Origin of the sequence: Vulcanisaeta distributa DSM 14429 (genome assembly GCF_000148385.1) — an archaeon.
Lineage (GTDB): Archaea > Thermoproteota > Thermoprotei > Thermoproteales > Thermocladiaceae > Vulcanisaeta > Vulcanisaeta distributa.
Genome location: NC_014537.1, coordinates 293933 through 317822, shown reverse-complemented (window position 1 = coordinate 317822; position 23890 = coordinate 293933). Strand labels below are relative to the sequence as shown.

Annotated in this window: 26 protein-coding genes; 17 read left to right on the top strand and 9 right to left on the bottom strand. The window is 46.2% G+C overall.

The genetic code is table 11. The features are described from left to right. Nucleotides 1–39: 39 nt before the first annotated feature. Nucleotides 40–1281 carry a radical SAM/SPASM domain-containing protein gene (locus VDIS_RS01570; protein ID WP_013335452.1) on the bottom strand — a complete coding sequence of 414 codons (1242 nt, stop codon included), beginning with the start codon at nucleotides 1279–1281 and terminating at the stop codon, nucleotides 40–42. Nucleotides 1282–1387: 106 nt separating this feature from the next. On the opposite strand from VDIS_RS01570, the gene VDIS_RS01565 reads away from it, so the two are divergent. Beyond that, nucleotides 1388–2506, top strand: a complete 1119-nt coding sequence (locus VDIS_RS01565) for a TIGR04053 family radical SAM/SPASM domain-containing protein (protein WP_013335451.1) — start codon at nucleotides 1388–1390, stop codon at nucleotides 2504–2506. On the opposite strand, the gene VDIS_RS01560 is transcribed toward VDIS_RS01565, so the two are convergent. The 4 genes from VDIS_RS01560 to VDIS_RS01545 all read right to left on the bottom strand — a co-directional run bounded on the left by VDIS_RS01560 (nucleotide 2493) and on the right by VDIS_RS01545 (nucleotide 5516). Continuing rightward, a complete protein-coding gene (locus tag VDIS_RS01560; RefSeq protein WP_013335450.1) occupies nucleotides 2493–2927 on the bottom strand; it encodes a hypothetical protein in 435 nt (144 codons plus the stop codon). The genes VDIS_RS01565 and VDIS_RS01560 overlap by 14 nt on opposite strands. 11 nt (nucleotides 2928–2938) lie before the next feature. Continuing rightward, the gene (locus tag VDIS_RS01555) at nucleotides 2939–3562 is read right to left on the bottom strand and encodes a histidine phosphatase family protein (RefSeq protein ID WP_013335449.1); all 624 of its coding nucleotides are present in this window, start codon (nucleotides 3560–3562) and stop codon (nucleotides 2939–2941) included. Between the two features lie 37 nt (nucleotides 3563–3599). Beyond that, on the bottom strand, nucleotides 3600–4694 hold the full coding sequence (locus tag VDIS_RS01550) for a M24 family metallopeptidase (RefSeq protein WP_013335448.1): 1095 nt from the start codon (nucleotides 4692–4694) through the stop codon (nucleotides 3600–3602). Between the two features lie 153 nt (nucleotides 4695–4847). Further along, nucleotides 4848–5516 (bottom strand): hypothetical protein, encoded by a 669-nt coding sequence (locus VDIS_RS01545; protein ID WP_013335447.1) that lies wholly within the window; start codon nucleotides 5514–5516, stop codon nucleotides 4848–4850. A gap of 158 nt (nucleotides 5517–5674) precedes the next feature. On the opposite strand from VDIS_RS01545, the gene VDIS_RS01540 reads away from it, so the two are divergent. Both VDIS_RS01540 and VDIS_RS12555 read left to right on the top strand, forming a co-directional pair. After that, nucleotides 5675–7858, top strand: coding sequence for a sodium-translocating pyrophosphatase (locus tag VDIS_RS01540; protein WP_013335446.1), 2184 nt, complete (start codon nucleotides 5675–5677; stop codon nucleotides 7856–7858). Nucleotides 7859–8076: 218 nt separating this feature from the next. Further along, the gene (locus VDIS_RS12555) at nucleotides 8077–8934 is read left to right on the top strand and encodes a PEP/pyruvate-binding domain-containing protein (protein ID WP_425358366.1); all 858 of its coding nucleotides are present in this window, start codon (nucleotides 8077–8079) and stop codon (nucleotides 8932–8934) included. Here VDIS_RS12555 and VDIS_RS12550 read toward each other — a convergent pair. Further along, entirely contained in the window at nucleotides 8857–9282 is a 426-nt protein-coding gene (locus tag VDIS_RS12550; RefSeq protein ID WP_425358365.1) for a PEP/pyruvate-binding domain-containing protein, read from the bottom strand. The two genes, VDIS_RS12555 and VDIS_RS12550, sit on opposite strands and share 78 nt — an antisense overlap. 3 nt (nucleotides 9283–9285) lie before the next feature. Between VDIS_RS12550 and VDIS_RS12545 the strand changes: the two genes are divergently transcribed. The 9 genes from VDIS_RS12545 to VDIS_RS01495 all read left to right on the top strand — a co-directional run bounded on the left by VDIS_RS12545 (nucleotide 9286) and on the right by VDIS_RS01495 (nucleotide 17459). Further along, on the top strand, nucleotides 9286–10758 hold the full coding sequence (locus tag VDIS_RS12545; protein ID WP_245522540.1) for a putative PEP-binding protein: 1473 nt from the start codon (nucleotides 9286–9288) through the stop codon (nucleotides 10756–10758). Nucleotides 10759–10939: 181 nt separating this feature from the next. Continuing rightward, nucleotides 10940–11779 (top strand): sulfite exporter TauE/SafE family protein, encoded by an 840-nt coding sequence (locus VDIS_RS01530; RefSeq protein ID WP_013335445.1) that lies wholly within the window; start codon nucleotides 10940–10942, stop codon nucleotides 11777–11779. Between the two features lie 86 nt (nucleotides 11780–11865). Beyond that, nucleotides 11866–12162 carry a hypothetical protein gene (locus VDIS_RS01525; RefSeq protein WP_013335444.1) on the top strand — a complete coding sequence of 99 codons (297 nt, stop codon included), beginning with the start codon at nucleotides 11866–11868 and terminating at the stop codon, nucleotides 12160–12162. A gap of 53 nt (nucleotides 12163–12215) precedes the next feature. After that, nucleotides 12216–12737, top strand: coding sequence for a hypothetical protein (locus tag VDIS_RS01520; RefSeq protein ID WP_013335443.1), 522 nt, complete (start codon nucleotides 12216–12218; stop codon nucleotides 12735–12737). A 46-nt stretch (nucleotides 12738–12783) separates the two neighbouring features. Continuing rightward, nucleotides 12784–14049, top strand: a complete 1266-nt coding sequence (locus VDIS_RS01515) for a Pre-mRNA processing ribonucleoprotein (RefSeq protein ID WP_013335442.1) — start codon at nucleotides 12784–12786, stop codon at nucleotides 14047–14049. Nucleotides 14050–14091: 42 nt separating this feature from the next. Continuing rightward, the gene (locus VDIS_RS01510) at nucleotides 14092–14808 is read left to right on the top strand and encodes a fibrillarin-like rRNA/tRNA 2'-O-methyltransferase (RefSeq protein WP_013335441.1); all 717 of its coding nucleotides are present in this window, start codon (nucleotides 14092–14094) and stop codon (nucleotides 14806–14808) included. Between the two features lie 59 nt (nucleotides 14809–14867). Beyond that, on the top strand, nucleotides 14868–15716 hold the full coding sequence (locus VDIS_RS01505; protein ID WP_148678167.1) for a helix-turn-helix domain-containing protein: 849 nt from the start codon (nucleotides 14868–14870) through the stop codon (nucleotides 15714–15716). Nucleotides 15717–15732: 16 nt separating this feature from the next. Continuing rightward, nucleotides 15733–16893: a tRNA (guanine(26)-N(2))-dimethyltransferase gene (locus tag VDIS_RS01500; protein WP_013335439.1), complete on the top strand. Its 1161-nt coding sequence runs from the start codon at nucleotides 15733–15735 to the stop codon at nucleotides 16891–16893. A gap of 29 nt (nucleotides 16894–16922) precedes the next feature. Further along, nucleotides 16923–17459 carry an AAA family ATPase gene (locus VDIS_RS01495; protein WP_013335438.1) on the top strand — a complete coding sequence of 179 codons (537 nt, stop codon included), beginning with the start codon at nucleotides 16923–16925 and terminating at the stop codon, nucleotides 17457–17459. Between the two features lie 5 nt (nucleotides 17460–17464). On the opposite strand, the gene VDIS_RS01490 is transcribed toward VDIS_RS01495, so the two are convergent. Then, nucleotides 17465–18211 carry a helix-turn-helix domain-containing protein gene (locus VDIS_RS01490; protein WP_013335437.1) on the bottom strand — a complete coding sequence of 249 codons (747 nt, stop codon included), beginning with the start codon at nucleotides 18209–18211 and terminating at the stop codon, nucleotides 17465–17467. Between the two features lie 139 nt (nucleotides 18212–18350). On the opposite strand from VDIS_RS01490, the gene VDIS_RS01485 reads away from it, so the two are divergent. Genes VDIS_RS01485 through VDIS_RS01475 form a run of 3 tightly spaced genes read left to right on the top strand, consistent with a single transcriptional unit; the run spans nucleotide 18351 to nucleotide 19992 of the window. Next, complete coding sequence (locus VDIS_RS01485; RefSeq protein ID WP_013335436.1) at nucleotides 18351–19163, top strand: succinate dehydrogenase/fumarate reductase iron-sulfur subunit; 813 nt, start codon at nucleotides 18351–18353, stop codon at nucleotides 19161–19163. Between the two features lie 5 nt (nucleotides 19164–19168). Beyond that, nucleotides 19169–19639 (top strand): succinate dehydrogenase/fumarate reductase transmembrane subunit, encoded by a 471-nt coding sequence (locus tag VDIS_RS01480; RefSeq protein ID WP_245522539.1) that lies wholly within the window; start codon nucleotides 19169–19171, stop codon nucleotides 19637–19639. A gap of 5 nt (nucleotides 19640–19644) precedes the next feature. After that, complete coding sequence (locus VDIS_RS01475; RefSeq protein ID WP_245522538.1) at nucleotides 19645–19992, top strand: succinate dehydrogenase/fumarate reductase transmembrane subunit; 348 nt, start codon at nucleotides 19645–19647, stop codon at nucleotides 19990–19992. Here the strand turns inward: VDIS_RS01475 and VDIS_RS01470 are convergent. Further along, nucleotides 19975–21174, bottom strand: coding sequence for a pyridoxal-phosphate-dependent aminotransferase family protein (locus tag VDIS_RS01470; RefSeq protein ID WP_013335433.1), 1200 nt, complete (start codon nucleotides 21172–21174; stop codon nucleotides 19975–19977). The two genes, VDIS_RS01475 and VDIS_RS01470, sit on opposite strands and share 18 nt — an antisense overlap. A gap of 140 nt (nucleotides 21175–21314) precedes the next feature. Here VDIS_RS01470 and VDIS_RS01465 point away from each other — a divergent pair, with 140 nt between their 5' ends. Then, nucleotides 21315–22349 carry an AAA family ATPase gene (locus VDIS_RS01465; protein WP_013335432.1) on the top strand — a complete coding sequence of 345 codons (1035 nt, stop codon included), beginning with the start codon at nucleotides 21315–21317 and terminating at the stop codon, nucleotides 22347–22349. Here VDIS_RS01465 and VDIS_RS01460 read toward each other — a convergent pair. Further along, nucleotides 22346–22786: a PadR family transcriptional regulator gene (locus VDIS_RS01460; protein ID WP_013335431.1), complete on the bottom strand. Its 441-nt coding sequence runs from the start codon at nucleotides 22784–22786 to the stop codon at nucleotides 22346–22348. The two genes, VDIS_RS01465 and VDIS_RS01460, sit on opposite strands and share 4 nt — an antisense overlap. A 64-nt stretch (nucleotides 22787–22850) precedes the next feature. Between VDIS_RS01460 and VDIS_RS01455 the strand changes: the two genes are divergently transcribed. Further along, nucleotides 22851–23888, top strand: coding sequence for a pyridoxal phosphate-dependent aminotransferase (locus VDIS_RS01455; protein WP_013335430.1), 1038 nt, complete (start codon nucleotides 22851–22853; stop codon nucleotides 23886–23888). The last annotated feature ends 2 nt before the right edge of the window (nucleotides 23889–23890 follow it).

Genomic DNA, 23890 nt, shown 5'->3' with positions numbered 1-23890 from the left:
GTTTATGTACTTTGTTATTGCGTTAAATGAAATTAAGGATTACTTAATTAAGCTTATGTTCATTGATTCTTCGAACTCCCTCATAATCCTTACCTGCCAGGGCTTTAGATCGACCTCGCCAAGTCTCCATAAACGTAGTAATGAATTCATGGTGCACAGTGGGTCCATGGACCAGACATCGTTATTAAGGACCCCAGCCCTAACCCTGCAGCCACCGCAATACCTAAGGTATGGACACCTCATGCATGGTGAATCGCCGTAATTCCTCTCTCTAAGTCTAATCACAAGCTCAGTGTTTACCCTGGGCCTAAGCCAAATCTCGGTCAGCCTCTCCTTCCTGACATTACCCATTGGCCTATCATTGAAGAATTGGCATGGGTAAACATCGCCATTAGGGTAAATGGACACTACCTTCCTACCGGCGCTGCACGCACCCATCCTACCCACAAGCCTTAACTTACTCATGAACTCACCCTCATCACTACTCGCTAGTAGCGATGCAACAATGCCATCGGCTGGGTTATCCACGGTCAACACCTCTACATCGGGGTACCTCTTGGCGACATCGATCAGCCTCATTAAAAACCTCAGTAGCTGTTCAGGGCTTGGTAATAAATTAATGATGCCCCTACCCCTGCCACTTGGCACTAAGTGGTAGAACGCCACCCTCGAAATGCCTAATTTATGCGCTAGTTCCACGACCTCGGGTGCATGGTCAATGTTCAGCTTAGTAACGGTGGTCCTAATACCGACGGGTATCCCAACCTCCATCACGTTCTTAATACCCTTAATTGCCAGGTCCCAGGCGCCGGTGATGCCCCTTATCCTGTCGTGAATCTCGGGTATTGGTGAATCAATGCTTATCCCTACGTATTGAACATTCAACTCCTTAAGCTTTAAAGCCCAATCCCTGGTTATTAACGTACCGTTAGTGCTGAGTGAGATTTTTATGCCATACTCATTAGCCCTCCTCATCACCTCAGTAATGTCCTCCCTAATCAAGGGCTCACCACCACTAATAATGAGTAGTGGCGTCCTTAATTCATGGGCGTCATCAACAACCCTAAGGGCCTCCTCGGTAGTTAGTTCATCCCTTGATAAGCCCTGAATCGCATTTATGTAGCAGTGGATGCACTTTAGGTTGCACCTATACGTGATATTCCAAAATATTAACGGCCTACTTATGTCCGTGAACTCCCTATCGCTTTTCACGTAGTCATGGCCTTTAATGGAAAGGCTAACTGTACCGCTTCCCACAACTAAATTCGTTATATTAATCATATAATCAACTGGCAGGTACTTAACCAAGTATAAAATCTTGCTTGCCCATGTATGTAAAATAACACTAGGAAGTAAGTTATTAAATAAGGGGCTTGAACACCACGTAATGCATAGATGGCCACTTGAGGAGAAGCCGTTGCTGGTATTTTACGAGACCACCAAGGCGTGTCCACTGGCATGTAGGCACTGCAGAGCCAATGCACTGCTTAAGCCATTACCCACTGAGTTAAGTACTGAGGAGGCTAAGAGATTCATTGAGGATTTGACAGGGTTTGGCAGGCCATACCCTATATTAATACTCACTGGTGGTGATCCGTTGACGAGGGATGACACATTGGAATTAATAGACCACGCAAGGTCATTTGGAATACCCGTGGCGCTATCGCCTGCGGTATCAACAAAACTACTCAATGATGATATACTCAGGGAATTAAAGGGTCGCGTGAGTTCCATATCAATAAGCCTAGACGGGGCTAAGCCGGAGACTCATAATTACATTAGAAGGACGGCGCTGGAGAGGATTGATGTCTTCAGGACAACGCTGGAGGTGTTCAATAAGCTGAGGAGTTATGGTATTGAGTTCCAAGTCAATACTGCCGTCATGAGGCTTAACGTCCATGAATTACCACAGGTATTTAAGATCGTTAGGGATAGTGGGGCTAATGCGTGGGAGGTCTTCTTCCTAATACGTGTGGGTAGGGGCATGGAGCTTGAGCCCCTGGATCCGTGGGAGACTGAGGATGTTGTTCAATTCCTATATGAAGCATCGCTGTACGGGTTACCAATAAGGACTGTGGAGGCGCCATTCTTCAGGAGGATCATTATGCAGAGGGGTTCCGGCATTAAGTATGAGGGTGGTAAACTATACTGGGAATTAACGAAGCAGCTCAGGGAGTTAATGGGCGACCCACCAAGCAATGCAAAGCCGCCTAGTTTCACACCGACTAGGGATGGCTACGGTATAATATTCGTGGCAAGTGATGGGTCGATATACCCAAGCGGCTTTCTACCACTCACACTTGGTAATGTGAGGAAGGACAACATAGTCAAGGTATATAGGGAGCACCCAATATTGAGAACTATAAGGGAGGCTAGGTTTAACGGTAAGTGCGGCACGTGTGAGTTTAGGAACATATGCGGTGGGTCAAGGGCAAGGGCGTACACTGAACTGGGTGACCCACTCGGTTCGGACCCAGCATGTATCTATGAACCTACTGCGAAATGATTTTATTAAAGAGCTCCGCAACACCAAACCTATTGAGTACCTCATTAATCCACTCCCACCTTAGGCTATTCTTAACATTAGGATTTGCCATTAATTCCCTGATAATACCCACGTACCACGGCATGTCTTTATTAACGGTAACCGACACAACGAGGTCCTCAATCGACGCATAGGGAATACCGCCTATGAGGATTGCACGAGATAGTAAACCAGGGACTAAAGCCCTCTCAACAATCACCGTATTACCTAGGGCTTGCTTTACGATTTCATGATTGCCGTAAATCATGACATCGATGATATTCGGAACATCAAAAACGCCGAGCCTCTTACCAATAACCTTTAATAGGCTTGCTAACCCGCATGCATGGTCTATATTCAATTCAACAAGCCTCCAATGAACCTCATTACAGGTAGTACTCATAACGATTAACCCTACCTAATGCATTCTTTCATTATTCCATCATCACTGAGTCCAAGACTCCTCAAGACCCTTAATGGGCTTAGATTAAGAAATAGCACATCATCATTATCCAGGTCAATAGCAGTTATAGACCCTGTACTGATGCGTAACTTATAGATATTACTTAGTGGCAACCCCGTAACCAAGGCCACCACCGTCGCTATAGGGTGCCAGTGGCTCACTGCGATCACGGACTTCTCATTAATACCTCTGACAAAGTTTAGAAAGTCCATAACCCTATTAACCACAGACTCCATGGACTCACCACCAGGTGGGTGATACCTAACCGGGTCCTTCCTGTAATTATCGAAGGGAATCTCACTTATTTTCTTAAGTTCCCACTCACCCATGTCGATCTCCCTCAACCTCTCATCAACCTTGTAGTTACGATCGATACAGTCGGCGGTCTGACGTGCACGTAATAATGGTGAGGTGAATACGGGTCCGTGAACGCCCATTCTATGTAAAAGTAATGCGACTGCCGCAGCCTCAAGCCTGCCTTTATCCGTCAGTGGATTATCATTATAATTTCTCGAATGCAATATCCCAAGCACATTTAATTGCGCCTCACCATGCCTAACGAGGTATAGTATCACGTTTATGATTACGGGAGTGTTAGGTAATAAAGTATTACTAGACCCTGACAATAACCTCGGGCCAATACTTATCGAGGACCTCGACCTTGCCGTCCAGCCCAATTACGACATTGCTTTCAAGCCTAACACCAAACCGGCCGGGCAAGTATATGCCAGGCTCAATGGTGAATGCGCTGCCCCTCGGCAGTGGCTTATCGTAGGACTGGCTTATGAATGGTTCCTCGTGAACCTCAAGCCCAATCCCATGTCCAGTCCTATGTATGAAGTACTGACCATAACCACCATCTGCAATGACCTTCCTGGCAATTGAATCAATATACGCGCCCGTAACACCCTCCCTAATACTTGCTATTGCATCATCGTGGGCCCTCTTGACAAGATCGTAGATGCGCCAAAAGTCGCTGGGTGGATTGCCAATCACGAGGGTCCTCGTTAAGTCACCATAATAGTCATTATACGTAGCGGTAATATCAATCACAACGACATCACCAACCTCAATCCTCCTCCTGGAGGGTATCCAATGCGGTATTGCCGAATTAGGGCCTGACTGAACAAGGATATCCCTAGGTTCAGCACCCGCATTACTAATGGCATCACTAATTAGTCTAGCGACCTCAATCTCCATCATTCCAGGTCTAATGGATTCACGAACCGCCTTAATGCCATACTCAATGGCCCTAACCGCCCGCTCAATACTCCTCAACTCATCCTCATCCTTACTAATCCTCATCGATATTAATAAATCATCAATTGAATAATCATTAAACTCGCCAATTACCTTACGTAGAATCCATAAATAATTAAGCGTCGCCCTACCCTCAAGCCCAATAACCCTCACAGCACCGCAATTACCATTAATGAATGCCTTAATGACATTTAGTGGGCCCTCCTCATCACCATAGACAGCGTACGGCAACCCAGTAGCCCTGGCCCTGCCCTCATCAAGCCTTGGCAATATCAATTCATACGCGCTATTGCCTGGGCAAATAATTAATGCGCCAAACCTTTCAAAGGTCTCAATGTAAGAACCAACTAAGTACCTAAAGTTGGGTCCAGGGACTATGATTACTAAGTCTATTGATTTTCTACGTAACTCATCAATTAACTTTTCAATCCTATTAATACTTAGCATGAATCATTAAGCCCTGGGTACCTAATTAAGTTATTCCTTTATGTCTAGGTTATCAGCAGAGGCCGCTCACATCACTCTTCAGATCCCGTAGAATCATCACATTGGGTTTTAGGTTTTAGCATTAGGTAACTTAAAGATTCAGATCTCGACTAACTACTTACCCTGTTGAGTTAGTTGAAGCGCCGACATTGTCCTCAGCCTCTCTATTATACTAAGTAATAATGGTGTCTTCTCCCTCTCAACAACCACGTAAATGTCATTGTCATACCTAAGTACATGCTTAGCAGTTATTTGATTAGACTTCATAACCTGTACCAGGAAGGTCACAATACCGACTGGCGCCCTCTCAGCGAACATTATCCTCACCATACCATACTCCTCAACCTTGGCTTGACCACAGACACCCGCTATGTACATTAACGGCGCTATCACGTGCATCTTACTACCATCATTAAGTATTATGAACTGAACCTTAGCGGCAGAGAGCAAGTCCCTAAGCTTGGCCACCTTCTCCATATTCTCCTCAGTCAGCGGTATTTCGACCTCACCCATACCACTGTACGTAATTATCTCAGCCATGCTTAACGCCTTAACAATATCGGGATACTCATTAACCAACTTATAATTCATGGAGATCCTCTCCAACGCCTTAACTATCGTGAATACCTTAGTGTCCTTACCAACCATTGAATCAACAAGGGGCTTAATACTCCTCGCGAGCGCCGATAAGTTAACGAGACCGCTCGACAATAGGGTTACATAGAGTGGGTTTTCCTCAACAATTATCCTAACAGCTTGTTGAATACTTAAGCTCCGAGACACAATTACTATCTGTGAAAAAGAATTAATATTTTTTACTTAAAAATGCACAACATGTCTGAAATTGATACAGAATATTGGGTTGAGTTTAATCATTAAAACGGGTAGGCCTGAGTAAATGAGTAATAATGTTTATTAATCCAAAGATATGACTCTCTACGATGCTGTCCCTGGAACTACTACTGGCAATAGTAGTTCCAATTATTGGTTTAGCTCTGGCTGGATATAACGCATCATCAGTGCTCAGGATACAGCCTGGGAAGAAGGAGTTGACCGAGATAAACATGCTCATAGCCGAGGGAGGTAAGACATTCTTAATGAGGGAGTATAAGACGATACTACCAACGGGTGTGGTATTAACAATCCTGATATGGGCTGCGTATTATGTGATATTCCGTAGTGGATTAATGGCTGGGTTAGCCGCGCTATCCTTCGCCCTGGGCGCCATAGGTAGTGCCGTTGCTGGTTACCTGGGGATGTACGTAACCACAAGAAGCGCTGCAAAGACGGCTTGGATGGGTAAGTACGGTATGGGCCCAGCCCTGAGCACATCATTCAAGGCAGGCACAGTAATGGGGCTATCCCTAGCCAGTATTGCCCTATTAATAGTCACGGTACTGTACATGGCATACTCATCAATATTACCAACACCACTGTGGGCGGAGGCATTGGCGCCTGTGGCTTTTGGTGCAAGCCTAATCTCGCTGTTCATCAGGGTCGCCGGCGGCATATACACGAAGGCTGCTGATTGGGGCGCCGACATAGTCGGTAAGGTTGAGGCAGGGATACCGGAGGATGACCCTAGAAATCCAGGCGTTATTGCGGATAACGTGGGCGATAATGTGGGCGACTGCGCAGGCATGGCAAGTGATGTCTATGAGAGCTTCGTAGTAGTTCTCGCAGGTGCATTACTGCTTGCCGCAGTATTTAGGCTTGCGACGAACCTAATCGTACTGTCGATAATACTTGCAACACTAACATTAATAGGCACATTAGTTGGTGTCCAGGTGGTTAGGGGTGAGGTGAAGGGTAAGGACTTGGCCGCTGCTGCAATGGGCAAGCTAAACCTGGCACTCTACACCACCATAATTGTCTCGGCAATACTCGTCGCCATATATTCATTCATGACCTTCCCGTTGATGGAAGCCACGGCAATATTTGTCTCAGACCTACTGGGCATGATAACGGCGATAGTCGTACTATTCGCCACCGAGTACTTCACCCACTACACATTCCCACCTGTGAGGAACATCGCCCGCCAAGCGGTACTATCGGCATCAAACGTAATAGTGGCAGGTTACTCATACGGCTTATTAAGCGCGATACCCACGATATTCATGGTCGTGGCTGCCCTCGGAATATCCTACGTGCTCGGCTCAATGTTCATACCACCATACGGCGTTGAAGGGGGCATCTTCGGTACGGCCGTGGCATCCGTAGGCTTACTAAGCCTTGCAGGTATAGTTATTTCCCTGGACTCCTATGGGCCGGTCAGTGATAATGCTAATGGTCTCGTGGAGATGACGGGTATGGATGAGGTGAGGGATGTGACGGATCCGCTGGACGCCATTGGCAATACCTTTAAGGCAACAACGAAGGGTTACGCAATAGCCAGTGCAGGCCTGGCAGCCCTAATCCTATTCATTGGATTCATATACGAGGTTGTGGAGAGGATGGGAATACCGCTGGTGCAGGCCTTTGGTGAACTCATGGTGATTGACCCAAGAATAATAATTGGCGCCCTAATTGGCGTAGCCCTCGTGTACTTCTTCTCAAGCAGAACCCTTGCCTCCGTGGGTAAGGCCGCTGGCGAACTCGTGGAGGAGATTAGGAGGCAATTCAGGACGAAGAGAATACTCGAGCTCTGGCCCCAGGAGAAGCCTGACTATAATAGGGCAATCGACATAGTGACCAGGCACGCACTCAAGAACTTCCTAGTACCAGGCCTATCAGCAGTCATCGTGCCAATAGTCGTCGGACTAGCGCTGGGTTGGATAGGCCTGGTCGGCACGATATTCGGCGTAATACTCGCCGGATTCCCAAGGGCATTGCTAATGGCTAATGCCGGTGGTGCCTGGGACAACGCCAAGAAGTACATTGAGATCGAGGGCATTGAGGTAAATGGCCAGAAATTCGGCAAGAAGAGCGAGCCACATAAGAACGCCGTGGTTGGCGATGTGGTTGGCGATCCATTTAAGGACACCACTGGACCATCGCTGAACCCACTCATTAAGGTTGTGAATACGGTCTCAATAGTCTTCGCGCCGGTTATAGCCATGGTTAGCCTGATAAACCCAGCGGCTGGCCCATTGATAATGCACCTAATCTCGATACTAATGGCATAATTAGGCAATCCTAAAGATCAAATTATTTAAAATCGTGTTTCCATTAATATATCAAGTTTTTACGTATAAATCATTTTCATAACCAATATTGTCTAGGGAATCTCCTCGAATTTATTGTTTAGTATTTATAATTATTGTTAATGATTAATCAATAGGAAAGATATTAATAATGATCGATATAATAAAATTTATAAAAACTAGAGACCCATAAATGTATAATGGGTTCCCTCGGTAAGTACGTGTTAACTTTCGAAGAGGCTGATCCAGACGATGTTAAGTTGATAGGTGGTAAGGCATCCAGCCTCGTCCTAATGACTAGGCTTGGTTTACCTGTTCCTCCCGGCATTATAATAACCACGAAGGCATGCAGGGAGTATTACGATAGAGGCGAAAAGCTTCCTGAGGGATTGATGGATGAGGTTGCCAGGGGTATTAAGTACCTTGAGGAGAAGACTGGGTATAAGCTCGGTGATCCTGAGAAGCCATTACTCGTTAGCGTGAGGTCTGGAGCCGCGGTCTCAATGCCTGGCATGATGGATACTGTACTGAACGTAGGCCTTAATGACAGGACTGTTCATGGACTCGCCAAGAGGATTAATAATGAGCATGGAGCATACGACGCATATAGGAGGTTCCTGGCGATGTTTGGTAGGATAGTCCTTGGAATACCTGAGGAGGAGTTTAATAAGCCCCTTGAGGAGATTAAGCGGAAGTACGGTGCTAAAGAGGATCCAGAAATACCACTTGAGGGCCTTAAGGAGCTCGTGGAAATTTATAAACAAATATACATTAAGAGGTTTGGTAGGGTATTTGATGACCCATGGGAGCAACTAAGGCTTTCGATAGAGGCTGTGTTTAAGTCGTGGAACTCACCAAGGGCTAGGTTCTATAGGGAGGCCAACAAGATAACGCCCGATATAGCTGACTGTACGGCGGCGGCAATCGTGACCATGGTCTTTGGTAACGCTGACTGGAGGTCAGCAACCGGCGTCGTCTTCTCAAGGGACCCAGCCACGGGCGAGAATAAGCTCTATGGCGAGTACCTGCCCTATGCCCAGGGTGAGGACGCCAGGTGATGCGGGTATGCCCTTAGTCAATGGCTTACCTGCCTTGGACTCATCAATCCTTGGGTAGAGCATTTGCAGTATGTACTCGGGCTTAACGCCCATTATCGCCTCCTCCTTCGTTATGAGACCCTCCTTGTACATGTCAACCCTCGTTTTCAAGACAGCCAGTGGGTTCATCTTGGCATTCCTCGTCTGTAGGAACCACAGCCTGCCCTTCTCGATGGTGAACTCCACGTCCTGAACCTCCTTCTTCGTCTTCTCGATTAGCTTAACGCCATTGTATAACTGCTCATAGACCTCGGGCATCTCCTCCTTAAGCTTTTCAATGGGCTTGGGAGTCCTTATGCCAGCGACCATGCAGTGAGTGGGCAGGCAGTATTTGACCCGGACAGGGCCGTGGAGTGGTCTAAGGCGGGTAAGCAGGTAATTCTGGTTAGGGAGGAGACAAAGCCTGATGATGTCCATGGTTTCTACGCATCAGTGGGTGTGCTAACCAGTAGGGGTGGTGCAACAAGCCACGCCGCAGTGGTGGCCAGGGCAATCGGTAGGCCCGCGGTTGTTGGTGCCGAGGCTCTACAGATTGATTATAACACAAGGACCGCGAGGGTTGGTGATGTGGTTATTAAGGAGGGTGATTGGATAACGATTGACGGTTTCACGGGCAATGTCTATGTTGGTAAAGTACCAACAATAGAGCCCAAGCTGCCGCCGGAGTTCTTCGAATTCCTCGACATGGCCGACTCAGTGTCTGTCTTTGAGGTTAGGGCTAATGCCGATACGCCTGATGATGCTACGATAGCCAGGAGGTTCGGTGCCAAGGGCATTGGCCTGTTGAGGACGGAGAGGATGTTCAGGGCGCCCGGTAGGTTAGACCTATTTAGGAAGGTAATACTCTCGGACAACCCAAGTGAGAGGAAGGAGCTGCTTGATCAATTGGCTGAGATGATGAAGAAGGACTTCCTGGAGATATTCGAGATAATGGAGGGCTACCCAGTGACGGTTAGGCTATTCGACCCACCATTACATGAGTTCCTACCAAACTTCGAGGAATTAGTCACCGAGGTGACTAGGGCTAGGACCCTGGGCAAGCCAGACCCCGAGAAGGAGAGGTTACTAGCCAGGGTTAAGGCGCTGATGGAGGCTAACCCAATGATGGGGCACAGGGGCGTTAGGGTGGGCATTACATACCCAGAGATTTACGCGGCCCAGGTTAAGGCGATACTATCAGCAGCCCTCGAGCTTAAGAGGAAGGGTAAGCACATCGAGTTGCAGATAATGATTCCACAGGTTGCGGAGGTTAGGGAACTCGAGATAATAATTAACAATGTTGTTAAGCCCACGGCCGAGGAGGTATTTAAGGCATATGGCGATAGGATCGACTTTAAGATCGGCACTATGATGGAGACTGTCAGGTCATGCCTAACGGCCGACAAGATCGCCAAGGTTGTGGACTTCATGAGCTTTGGAACAAACGACTTAACACAAGCGGTCTTCAGCTTTAGTAGGGATGACGTGGAGAATAAGTTCATGAGTAAGTACCTGGAGCTCGGCATACTGCCTTACGACCCATTCGTGACCATCGATGAGGATGGCGTCGCCAAGCTCATGAAGATAGCCATAGACGCAGCGAGGTCCGTGAAGCCAAACATAGAGATTGGCATATGCGGTGAGCATGGTGGCGACCCAGACTCAATAAAGATACTAGCCAGGGTTGTTGGCAGGGGACTTAACTACTTCAGCGCATCACCCTACAGGGTACCTGTGGCGAGGCTCGTAGCAGCCCAGGAATCACTGAAGATACTCGGTAGGGCGCCAAAGATACACATCTACTAATGTTTATTTAATTATTAAAACCATTCAAAATTAATAATCATGGTTATCCTCATGAAGACTAAATAAGGACAATAACGCTATATTCATCTATTAATAATCATTAAATGTCATTAAACTTAATTAATAAGTCAAATTTTTGAATTAAAAAGCTTAAAAAGGACTATTCCAGCAATAGGGATGTATGACGATTGCAATAACACCCATACAATACGCGTTATCAATTGTGTCAGGAGTTCTCGTTGGATTTTCACTCGGTTTAATTGGAGGCGGTGGCAGTATCTTAGCTGTCCCACTATTCCTATACTTTGTTGGCCTTGATACAATACCTGACGCGGCCCATATAGCCATCGGCACGACGGCGCTCGCGGTCGGGCTCAATGCCTACATAAACTCCTACATGCACCTTAGAAAGAAGAACGTGGCGCCGAAGGTTGGAGGAATATTTGCCGGCGTTGGACTTGTTGGTTCGTTAATAGGCGCATACCTAGGCCACATAACGCCAGGTACTGATTTGCTCACGTACTTTGCGATCGCCATGATAGTTCTCGGTGTTTATATGGCGATTAGGAGGGAATCAACGCAGGCTGGCACCATTAATGAAGTTAATCATGTACTTGACGCCTTCAATAAGTGTCCAAGGCTGACTATATCGACCATACTTAAGGTGGCGGTCTTCGGCTTCATAGTCGGCCTGGTCAGTGGTTACTTTGGTATTGGTGGTGGCTTCTTAATCGTGCCCAGCCTAATGTTCTCGGCTGGGCTCTGCATAACTAGGGCCATTGGGACGAGCTTAATAAGTGTTGGAACGTTTGGTGTGGCCAGTGGCGCCGAGTATTGGTTCTATGGTGATGTCCTAATACTCATAGCCCTACTATACGTGGCAGGTGGTATTGCAGGGGGCTATGCAGGAACGAGCATAGCAGTTAAGGCACCGAAGAGAACCCTTAGAATTGCCTACGGCATAATAATCGTATTAGTCGGCATATACATGCTAATGAGAATATACCATGTGCTACCCTAAAGCATTAATCACTGAACACGGCAAAATAATCTCTCATGGGCATGGAGGAATAAGGTATTTAATGGCCCTTATTAATCCTCGTATTAATGAGGAAAATAAGTTATAGTAAGCTTATGAGCTTCATTAGGGGCAACCCACTTTACGAAGTTAGGGAGGGCCCCGATACTGTTGAATTATTATTTCATGCACCGAGTGAGGAGGAGGCTGCTGGGACTGAGTTTATATCCAGTGATGAGCCTAGGCCGGTGATGAGGATTGTGTTTGCTAGGGTTGGTGATGAGTTAATACCGAGGGAGGCTTGGGTGGAGAGAGGCAATGTAATACAGAGGATGAGTATTGACGAGCTTGATACCTGGCTTGAGTTTGTCGATATGTATTCCTAACTGTTTTGGGGGTTAAAATTAGGTTTTTAAGTGGCTCAATTCCCCTTATTATTGTGAATTTAGTAAGGATTGGCATTGCACTAATGATTATTGGAGTTGCGATATTATTAGTAACCAATTCATTTCTGCCCAGGGTATATAATGTGATGACGAATACTTTAAATAACGTGACAGTGAGTATTGACGTATACTCAAGGTATTTAATACCAATTTACATAAATAGCCCTGCATACATAGTGGTCCTGCTTAATAATTCATATCCATTATCCGTGTACTTATCCGATCAATTCGGCCATGTACTTACCCCATCGAGTTATAAGCAGGTGCGTAATGCCTATTTAATAACATTTCAATTGCCTAATCACGGTAATTACTCACTCGTATTATTTAATGATAATCCAAAGCCCCTCAATGTGTCGGTCTTAATAACCGTGATTTCCCAATACGTGGTTAGTAACGCATTGTTAGTAAATGCGGTAATGGATTTGGGAGCCGTCATATTCATAGTTGGTGCATTGCTCGTTTTAATTAATGTATTATTCATCGCCAGATATAAACTCCTCAAGACGAGGTAAAAAGCTTAAAAGATAGTAAATCATCACGTGATTAGTGTGAGCACTGATGAGCGTGGCATACCTGGTGCTGGACGTCCTCGGTGTAGTGGCTCTGAATGAGAATGGTGATGTAATAGCCAAGGTCCTCTATGAGGGTAGTACGGACGAGATAGCGGATAAAATGAACAAGCTGGAGACTGGTGAGCCAATTGATGAGGTTGTGAAGATAATAAATGAGCTTAAGAATAGGGGTATTACAAAGGTTGTTGTTGAGAATAGAGAGTTGGCTAGGAACCTAGCCAACATGGTCGCCGGCGTTGAGGTAAGGTCTGAATTACCAAGTAAGGCAGGTATAATGTATAGGAACAACATTGGTAGGTACGTTAAGGAGGTCTTTGGTCTCACTGAGGATGAGTACTTGGCAAGGATTCACGAGATAACGACGGTACAGACAAGGCATAAGCTAAGGCAGGTGGCGGAGAAGAGGGACCTATTCATAGCGCAGGCAATAAGTTCAGTTGATGACCTCGATAAAATACTCAACCTGATAAGTTCGAGGGTTAGGGAGTGGTATGGACTCCACTTCCCGGAGCTTGAGGACTTGGTTAAGGACCATAAGGAGTACATGACGTTGGTCACCGAGTTAGGGCATAGGAGTAACTTCACGCCCGACAATTTAACTAAGCTCGGTCTTTCACAGGATAGGGCTAAGAGAATTGCTGAGGCAGCGAGTAAGAGCGTTGGTGCAGAAATGGCTGATTGGGATCTGGAGCCAATAAGGACCTACGCAAGGCTATACATACAGTTATCGGACCTAAGGAGTAAGTTGTCGCAGTACATTGATGAGGCTATGGTTGAAGTGGCACCAAACATTAGGGAGTTGGTTGGTCCATTACTTGGTGCGAGGTTGATAATGCTTGCTGGAGGCCTAATGAGGCTTGCATTGCTACCGGCTTCAACAATTCAAGTGCTTGGCGCAGAGAAGGCGCTATTTAGGGCTTTGAGGACTGGTGGTAAGCCGCCTAAGCACGGTGTCATATTCCAATTCCCTGAGATCTTTAGGGCTCCAAGGTGGCAGCGCGGTAAGATTGCCAGGGCATTAGCCGCAAAACTGGCAATAGCTGCTAAGGCTGATGCCTTCACGGGCAACTTCATAGCGCCAAGGCTTAAGGAGGACTTAATGAAGAGGATCCAGGAGGTTAAGACTCTATACGCTAAGCCACCACCAAGGAAGCCCGAGGCTAAAGCCGCTAGGAAAGCCCCTGAGAAGAAGGGCGCGGAGAAAAAGGCTGAGGAGAAGAGGGCTCGTGAGAAGAGGGGCGGTCGTAGATAGTGGGCATTAAGATTTATAATCCCTTAAAAATACGAATTCCCAATGTCTTCATTAATACAGGTTGTTGGCGTTAAGGAGCATGAGAAATTCAAGGGTGTTTACTGGGTGTCCTTTGAGGATGGGACGGAGAGGCTTGCAACCATTAACCTAACGCCGGGTAAGAGGGTTTATGGAGAGCAACTGATTCAGTGGGAGGGTAGGGAATACAGGATTTGGAACCCATATAGGTCAAAGCTCGCCGCGGCGATTATGAATGGACTTAAGATAATGCCAATAATGGAGGGAACGCGGGTCCTATACCTCGGTGCTGCCAGCGGCACTACCGTGAGCCACGTAAGTGATATAGTTGGTAATGAGGGCATTATCTACTCTGTGGAGTTCTCGCCAAGGGTCTTCAGGGAGTTCATGGAGAAGCTCGTGGATCAGGGTAGGAAGAATGTAATACCGATATTGGCGGATGCGAGGTACCCAGAGCAGTATGTGCATATTGTTAAGTCCGTCGATGTGGCTTACATAGACATTGCGCAACCATTCCAGGCAAAGATACTTGCAGATAATGCTGATGTTTACGTGAAGAGCCACGGCTACGTAATGCTGGTCATAAAGGCCATGAGCATTGACGTCACCAAGGAACCGAGCGAGACATTCAAGAGAGAGATTGATGTGCTTAAGGATAGGGGTTATGAAATACTCGATATGGTTCACCTCGAGCCATACGATACGGCTCATGCCATGGTTATTGGTAGGAAGACGTCATAATTATTCATTAGTTTTGCAAAAGAGATTTAAATAAAATAGTATGTATGATTCTAAAGGTAATGAGCAATGAACTCATAACGCATGTGTTGAGCCTGGCGGCAAGTAGGAGAGCCAAGGTGCTACTTGTTGGTGATTCGTCATTATCCTACGACGCAATAATTAGGATACCAAATTATAGGGGTAATGAGGAGGGCAAGTTCATAGTTAAGGTTAAGGAGGATGCGGAAAGGGTGAGTAAGGAGGCTATAGTGGACCTTATCGTGTTATCGAGGGTCTCGAATTCCACGCCGATAATCGTGGGTATTAACTATGGTGATGAGGAGATGGCTGACGGAGTGGCGTATAAGGTGCATGGCATTTACGCGGTGGGTATTAGGACATTCAAGAGGATTTTAGATAATGAGGGTGTTAAGTTCGTGAAGGATAAGGGCATTGTGAGGGCTGGTGTGAAGGGTCAATTACTTAGGAGGTTGAGGGAGGATAGGGGTATGAGCCTTGGCGATTTAGCGAAGATTCTGGGGGTCACTAGGAGGACTGTGTATGAGTATGAGAGAGAGTCCATGGAGGCTTCGGAGAGGACCGCCAGGATACTCATTGAAATATTCAGTAAGGATGTGCTGAATGATGTTAATTTAAGGCCTAGGGATGAGGAGGTCATTAATGAGGTTAGGGAGAGGGAGGATATGGTTGATGAGGATATTAGGGAATTACTACCGTCATTTAGACTATACTCATTGATGAAGGCTCATACGAAGGTTGCGGCCCACTCACCGAGTGAGTCATACCTTGTTGAGGATAAGAGGAGGGTGAGTAATGAGGTATTTAGCGTCGCAAAGGTTCTTGGTGTTGGACTTGCATTAATAGAATCGGATAAGCGTGATGTCGAGTTCCTGGAATCCAGGAATTGACCATTGAGGTAGGGGTATGAGTGAATACCCTAAGGTGGAGATTAGGGAGGGCCTAGTGTCGGTAATTGTACCAGACCTATCTAAGTACATCGTTGGTAATAGGCCCGAGCCTGCCCATGCACCCGTGTTTTATAATCCTAGGATGGAGGTTAATAGGTCATTATCGACTGCAATCATTAATGGGTACATAGGCTATATGAATAAAGCTGGGATTACTATTTGCGAGCCATTATCGGGGACTGGGGTTAGGGCTGTTAGGTATGCTAGGGAGGTTAATGGTGTTTCCAGGGTTATAGCTAACGATATTTCCGAGAGGGCTTATGAGTTAATAAGGTTGAACGTGGATAAGAATGGACTGAATGACGTAGTGAGTGTGTATAGGGATGATGCCAATAACCTACTGTTAAGGCTTGCACGTGAGGGTGGCTGCGATGTGGTCGACATAGACCCATTCGGGTCCCCACAGCCATTCATAGAGAATAGCCTTAGGGCGGTTAGGGATCAGGGATTGCTATGTGTGACTGCGACTGACGTGGGTGTTTTATCGGGTAAGTACCCCATTAAGTGTGTTAGGCGTTATGGGGCATTACCGCAGAAGTTCCCCTTCAGGTTTGAGGTGGGTATTAGGATATTGATCTCGATGATTGCGCGTTATGCCCTATCAATGGATTACGGAATACAGCCGTTAGTATCATTCCTCGATGGTCATTACTACAGGGTGTGCGTATTGATTCTTAAGGATAGGGCCTACGCCCTTGAGACCCTTAGGAACCTCGGCTACGCTTATTACAGATTGAGTACATTGCAGAGGGGCTTCATACCTGGGTATCCAATACCAACTAATACTAGGTATAGACTGGCAGGCCCATTGTGGATTGGTAATCTATGGGATGCCGAGTTCTTAATGAATCACTTTATGAGTAACGTTAAGGATTACTTCAGCGATAGGGCTAGGGAAATCAGTAAGTTGATTGTTGAGGAGGCGCTTGGTCCTAACATACCCTATGCATTAACAACGGAGATTAGTAGGGATCTAGGCCGTGAGCTGCCAATCAATGATGTAATAGGCGTGATAAGGGGGCTTGGTTATCAAGCCGTGAGGTCCCACTTCCATATTAAGGGATTTAGGACAAACGCGGATCTACTCAGGGTTAGGGAGGTTATTATAGGTAAATAAAAATAAGCCCTAGATAATCCATAGCATACGTGCTGGTAATAGTAATAACGGGCTTACCTGGTTCGGGGAAGACCATAGCGTCTGACGTGGCGAGGGAGTTGGGGCTTCCCGTGGTGACTATGGGCGACGTGATTAGGGATGAGGCGATTAAAAGCGGTATTTCCTCATCAACTGCATCGGTAACCTTAAGGCTGAGGGGTGGTACTAGGGCTATTGCGTATAAAACCCTTGAGAAAATACCTAAGCAGTCGAATATCGTTGTTATTGATGGGGCGAGGAGCATTAGGGAGATTGAAGCGATAGAGGAGGCGTTATCGACGAGGGTTGTGTTGATCTATGTGGTGGCGCCGTGGAAGGCTAGATTCGAGAGGCTGCTGAGAAGGGGTAGGCCTGACGACCCAAGGACAATCGAGGATTTCCTAATGAGGGATCTTAGGGAATTGAGGTATGGACTTGGCGACTTAATAGCTAGGGCGGATTACATAGTCGTAAATGAATCATCCATTGAGGAGTTCAGGGAGAATGTTCGGAGAATACTCACGTCATTAATATCGCAGGCTGGGTAATGGCATTACCTAGTAATTGCCCTTTGGCGCTCAGCTAAATTCCTTAGGGCTGTCAGTAATTCATCAATTGAGCTATTAATAATAGCTAATGGTATGTGCTCCCTCCTGGCAATCTCAAGACCCAGGTAATCAGGTTTATCAACACCATGCATAACCACTACGGCTGGTCTCAGGTTCGTGAATGCCATCATTGATTTTATGGCTATTAGTGGAGACCTGCCATACCTAACATTGGTAAAAACTGCAGCCCTCTGTGTAGTGCTTCCATAAAGCTTTAGGTACTCGCTTGATGGTACATCAAGGACTAACTTAAGGCTATCAACCACGGTATACCCATGAATATCAACATAGCCCTCAGGCCCGACGGCCAATGTGGCGCCTATGGCCTTAACAAAGTCGTTAATCTCAACGGGTATATCGAAATCCCTCATGTCAAGTATCGCTTCCCAAAATCTCTCGCCACCTAATTGCTTACTTAGTATGTACAGTTTTTGACCACCCTTCTCAAGCTCATAATCAACCAATGCCTTTACCACTTTCTTAATGAATTGAGAACCTGGCGACTTCCTACGCCCAGACTCATAATCACTAATCACGCTTGGTGATGTGCCGAGCCTAGCGGCTAACTCTGCCTGGGACATCTCGAAGAATTCACGCCACTTCCTAATCCCCTTACCAGGGTTGTCAGAAAGCACTATGTCGCCGGCTATCCTAATCATTATATCTGTTATAAAACCCTCATATTCAACCATTAAGAAATAGACAAAAGTCTAGTATTTATGCGTTTTTCCGTGATGATGCACGGTATGACCACGTTGAAGGTTCATCGATATTCCATTTTATTCTTTTCCAAGGAAGAACTTATAAAGGCATGATTATTTATAGCTGAGCGTGTCTTCTCAACAATCTGGTGGTGCATTACAGGCAGCGGTCGCTACGGAGAAGATAACAATTACGAAACCACCACTTGGTTCGCCCATTAAGCGTACGTATACATTTAGAGTTAAGAGGTATGATCCGGAGAGGGGTGGTTATTATTGGCGTGAGTATAAGATCGAACTTAGTAATCATGAAACGGTGCTTGATGGTTTAATAAAGATTAAGTGGTATCAAGATGCCACGTTATCATTTAGGTATAGCTGCAGGATGGGGATTTGCGGCTCATGCGGCATGATAATAAATGGGACACCAAGGTTAGCCTGCGAGACCAAGCCATATGACTTAGGCACTGAGGTAATCACGGTAGAACCACTTAGCAATTTTGAGCCAATAAAGGACTTGGCAGCTGATTTCTCAGAGTTCTTTAGGAAGCATAGGAGTGTTAGGCCCTGGTTAATTAGGAAGGATGAGACCGAACAATTTGAGAAATTAGAGAGCTACTACCCACAGACTGAGGAACAACTCAGCGAGTACCTAGAGTTTGCGTACTGCATTAAGTGCGGCCTTTGTTATTCGGCTTGTCCAATGGTTTTCCTAAACAGGGATTACCTAGGCCCGCAAGCCCTTGCCCAGGCCTATAGGTGGAGTGCAGATAATAGGGATGAGGGCGCCGTGCTAAGGCTAAAGGTCGTTGATAGCGAGAACGGTATTTGGTCATGCCATTACAGCGGAACCTGCAGTAAGGTTTGCCCCAAGGATGTTGATCCAGCCCTAGCGATAAACCTTTTGAAGAACTGGTTATTAACCGGTAGGCGTAGGAGGTGATGAGGATGGCACAGCAGAAACAAGTAAAGAGAGTCCCACCAAAATGGTCCCTCTGGTTTAGGGGCCTTGATGAGTGGTTACTGATTTTCCAGAAGGTTAGTGGTGCAATACTGGTAATATACCTAATCGCGCATACCCTGGTAATATCAACAGCGCTTGGCTTCGGTCATCCCTCAGAAATTACGTGGAATACAGTAATAGGCTTTGTTGAGGGGCCACACGTAGCTGGACCGGCGCATGTAGGTACGATAATCGAGTACTTAATAGCATTGCTGGCGGCTGTGCATGGTGCCAATGGTTTCAGGCTAATACTGACGCAGTATTTTGGTGTCGGCCTTCCAAGGCCTGAGAGACATACATTCCCAAGGGCCGTGCCCTCGGTTAAGAAGACTGGGCAGGCATGGCTTAAGTACATTGCTGTGATTGTAGTTGTCATATTCCTCATATTAGCAACACTAGTTGCCTTTGTGTGGTGATGGGTATGGTGAACGCATCCACATTAAGAAGGTGGCAATACATTCTCGGGATAGTGCTAATTGTGGTGCTTGGAATACACCTAGCCTTTAGGTGGCCGAGTTACGAACAATCAATCTCCTACCCAGTCGTGGTTAATCAAATACTTAATTATGGATACATAGCGGCAATATACATATTGCTCTACGCAGCGCTGGCGCATGGGTTGATAGGGTTCAGGACATTACTCCTTGAGCTCTGGCATTGGAAGTATGCCAGGATAACCGTGGACGTGGTACTAATAATAATAGGTGTCGCAGTCGCCGTAATAGGCACGATAGCGCTGACGGGTGCGATATTAACCCTCGCCCACTGATAACTGTTCAGGTTCCCAGTAATTCAAAACCTCCCTAAATACATCCTTTATTGCGTCGTTACTTGCATTATTACCACCATTAATTAATGACACTGCAATTATACTCGAGACAAGCGTCAGTACGTCCTTTCTAGTTAAGTAACCCATATTACCAATTCTAAAGGCCTTGCCCTTGACCTCGTCCATACCATCAGAAATTGAAACACCAAACCTATAAATAGTCCTCCTAAATTCATCAGGATTAACGCCGGCTGGGTACTTGAACGAAAGCACAGTAGTCGATCTATAGTAATCGTTGCTGATGAATGGCTCTAGACCAGCCTTAGTAAGGGCATTGAGTATCGCCCTACCCCTCTCAATGTGCCACCTAATCCAGTTCTCAAGACCAACCTCCCTAATTATGCCAAGGGCCTCCCTAATTGCAAATAGGTAATTGACCGCTGGCGTGAATGGTGTTTCAAACTTCTCGCCAAACTTCCTCATTAACTTAATGTCGAAGTAAATGCTTGGATGATTCACGGAGTCGGCCTTACGGTAGGCCTCGCTCGAGGCCACGGCAATGAACGACATGACAGGCGGGGCGGCAAGGCACTTTTGGCTGCTTGATACAGCAACGTCAATGCCCCAGGAATCAACCTCGAAATAATCACCGCCCAGGGCCGACACGTTATCAACAAGCACTAAGGCGCCGTAGGACTTAATCCACCTCACAACCTTTGGCAGGTCCCTAAACACAGTGCCGGGGCTTGTGTCGTTATAAACCGTGGCGAATACGTCAATCTGCTTAATACCCATGGACTCAACCTTAGCCCTTAAGTCATCGTACGTAGGCGCCCTATTCCAGCCGTAATCAACCTCAATAACTTCAGCACCAGCCCTCCTAAGATGATTAACCAACCTCCTACTGAAGCTACCGAACACCGGCACGAGGACCGTGTCCTTAGGCCTAACGAAATTCAATACCATGGTCTCAACAGCGCCAGTTCCACTTGCCGTAATTGGGTAAACATCACCGTTCGTCCGAAAAACATACCTTAAACCATCAACCACATCCCTATATAGCTTATGGAAGTGGGGTGACCTATGATCGACAATCCTCATTAATGCCTTCATAACCCTAGGCGGTATTTGTGAGGGTCCCGGGATGGCAAGGAGTGGGTCGGGCGCTAGGTCTAGGTCCACGACACCGTATTTCCTAATTACTATTTAAGCTTTATTTATCAAATATATAAACTACACTATACTCCAATATACTTCATATATTCGTAATACGCATTAACCGTGAAACTCAACCTTAATAAATAACGCCTTAGCGCAATGTCGTGTTAATAACAAGACTAGGCATTAAGGGGTTTTATGGAATAAATACCAGCATTGAGCTTGGACCCTTAACAGTAATTACCGGGTCGCCTGGCTCGGGTAAGTCAATGATCATTGAGTTATTGTGGAGGTTTTTCAGGGGTATTAGGGATAGGTTATTTCTCGAGGATTTACCCAGGGTTGGTGATGCGAGGATTGATGTTACAATATCGCTGGATGATAGGGTTAAGAAGAGGCTTGAGGAGGTTGGTTATTCCGGTGATTCTGTAACGATTAGTGTTGGTCTTGATGATGGTTACGTAAGTGTGGTTAAGGTTGGTGAGAGGGAGGTCATGGTTGCTGAGTTTAGGAGCGGCGTTAGCAGGGTTAAGTATCCACTGGATGTTGATGTGGTTGATGCATCGATACTGCTTAACCCAGATGGGTTGGCGCCCAAGGAGCAGGCATTACAATTGGTGGGTAGTGCCTCTGAGGATTATGAGACGGCACTATCGGTAATTAAGGCGATTAGGGAGTACCTGCTCTCAGTCGGTATTTACAAGATAGGGCCATACATAGACTTCAGGGGTCGCGTTAAGAACACCGAAATTTCACAGCCGGACTTTATTGGTGAACATGGTGAGCACATAATTGAGATATTATCCCAACTATTCACCGACCCGAGAAGGGATTCTGACGTTAGGTTTCTTAGGAAGGTCCTTGGAGAGCTTGGCTTTAGGAATTTCAGGGCTGGTTGGTACGGCGGCGAGTTAGTCCTCTCCTACGTGGATAAGAGGGGGCTTGTTCATATTGGTGATGAATTACCATGCCACATAAAGACAATACTTGCATTGACAACCCAATTAATCGTGGCGAGGAAGCCATCATTAATACTCCTTGAGAATGCCGATTACTGCCTTAGTGAGGGCCTTGGAAATGCAGTGACTAAGTTATTGGGTAATTACATTGATAGTAGGCAGTTAATAATGGAGGTTAGGAATAAGTGGTTTATTGACGAGCTGAAAATGCCTCACGTAGTGCTCTATAGTATGGATTAACATTGAATGTTTGCCGTCTTAATTAAGTCCCTGAGAACATCCCTAACCCTATTCCTATCGGCCTCACTAAGTGTGTCCCAATTATCAATAATGTACCTAGCCAGAGACACGAAGTCATTAACGGCAGCCGTGGTTTTATCAATGCTCGGTAGGCCTATGTAGGCCTTACCACTGTCGGTGATTTCGTAATACTTCTTAGTGCCCTCAACCCTAGCCACCCTAATTAAGCCATCAGACTCAAGCTCCTCAAGGGCTGGATACACAGAGCCAGGGCTTGGTCTCCAGAAACCCATTGACAACCTCTCGATCTCATCGATAATCTGCGCACCAGTCATTGGACCCCTACTACTGAGTAGGTAAAGTATTAAGTACTTTAGGCCCCTCCTTTTTATGAACCACTGTGGTGGCGGTCCGAAGTGGCCATGTCCATGCATCATTAATTATCGGATTCAATAATAGCGGGGATTTATTTAACTTATCTCGCAGAATCTAAACTGAATTATGGGTAACATAATTGGTGGTGCCCGGGGTCACGGTGGGTATGGATGGAGGTACGGGTTAATAGACATGAGCTCGAACATGAACCCACTGGGCACTCCAAAGGAGCTAATTAAGCTAATTGAGGAGGGTGTAGTTAATGGTCATTACTCGCATTACCCGACGGAGCTTGGTGATGAACTAAGGGATTCGCTGGCGGGGTTTGAGGGCGTTAGGCCTGAGTTTACGTACGTATTTAATGGAGCCACCGAGGCCCTTCAATTACTACTCATGTACCTAAGGCCTCACCGCATATTAATACCCATACCGAATTACAGTGATTACCTACGCCTAGGCAGGCTGATAAATGCCGATATTAGATTAATTGAGTATTGGGGATATGGGGACCTGGTGAATTCATTAATTGATGGGGTGGTTTCAAATACGGCCGTTATTCTTTCCAACCCAAACTCACCAATGGGTTACTTAATTAAGCGTGAATCACTAATTGGGCTGGCTGAGGAACTATATAGGCGCGGTGGTGTCTTGGTCGTTGATGAATCATTCATGGACTTCGTAAAATCGAATGAATCATTAATTAGGGATTCGCTAAGGTATGACAATGTGTTTGTTGTTAAGTCATACACGAAGTTCCTGGCAATACCAGGGCTTAGGGTTGGTGCTGTGTATACGAAGGCTAACATCGAGGACCTGGTGCCAACGTGGCCCGTAAACTCAATAGCCGAGTACGCGGTATCCAGGTACATGAAGCATGCCCGTGGATTCAGGGAGTTAACGATTAAGTACGTTGAGGAGGAGAGAAGTAGAGTATTAAATTCATTAAGGAGTCTTGGCATTAGTTATTACGAATCAACAACTCACTACTTCGTAATAAGGCACCAGCCATGGCTTAACGAGGAACTCCTCAAACGCGGATTCCTGATACGGGACTTATCAAACATACCACCACTGACTGAGGGATACTTTAGGGTTAGTATTAAGACACGGGAAGTTGATGACTCGCTCCTTAATGCGTTATTGGAGATAATGAAAATTACTTAATT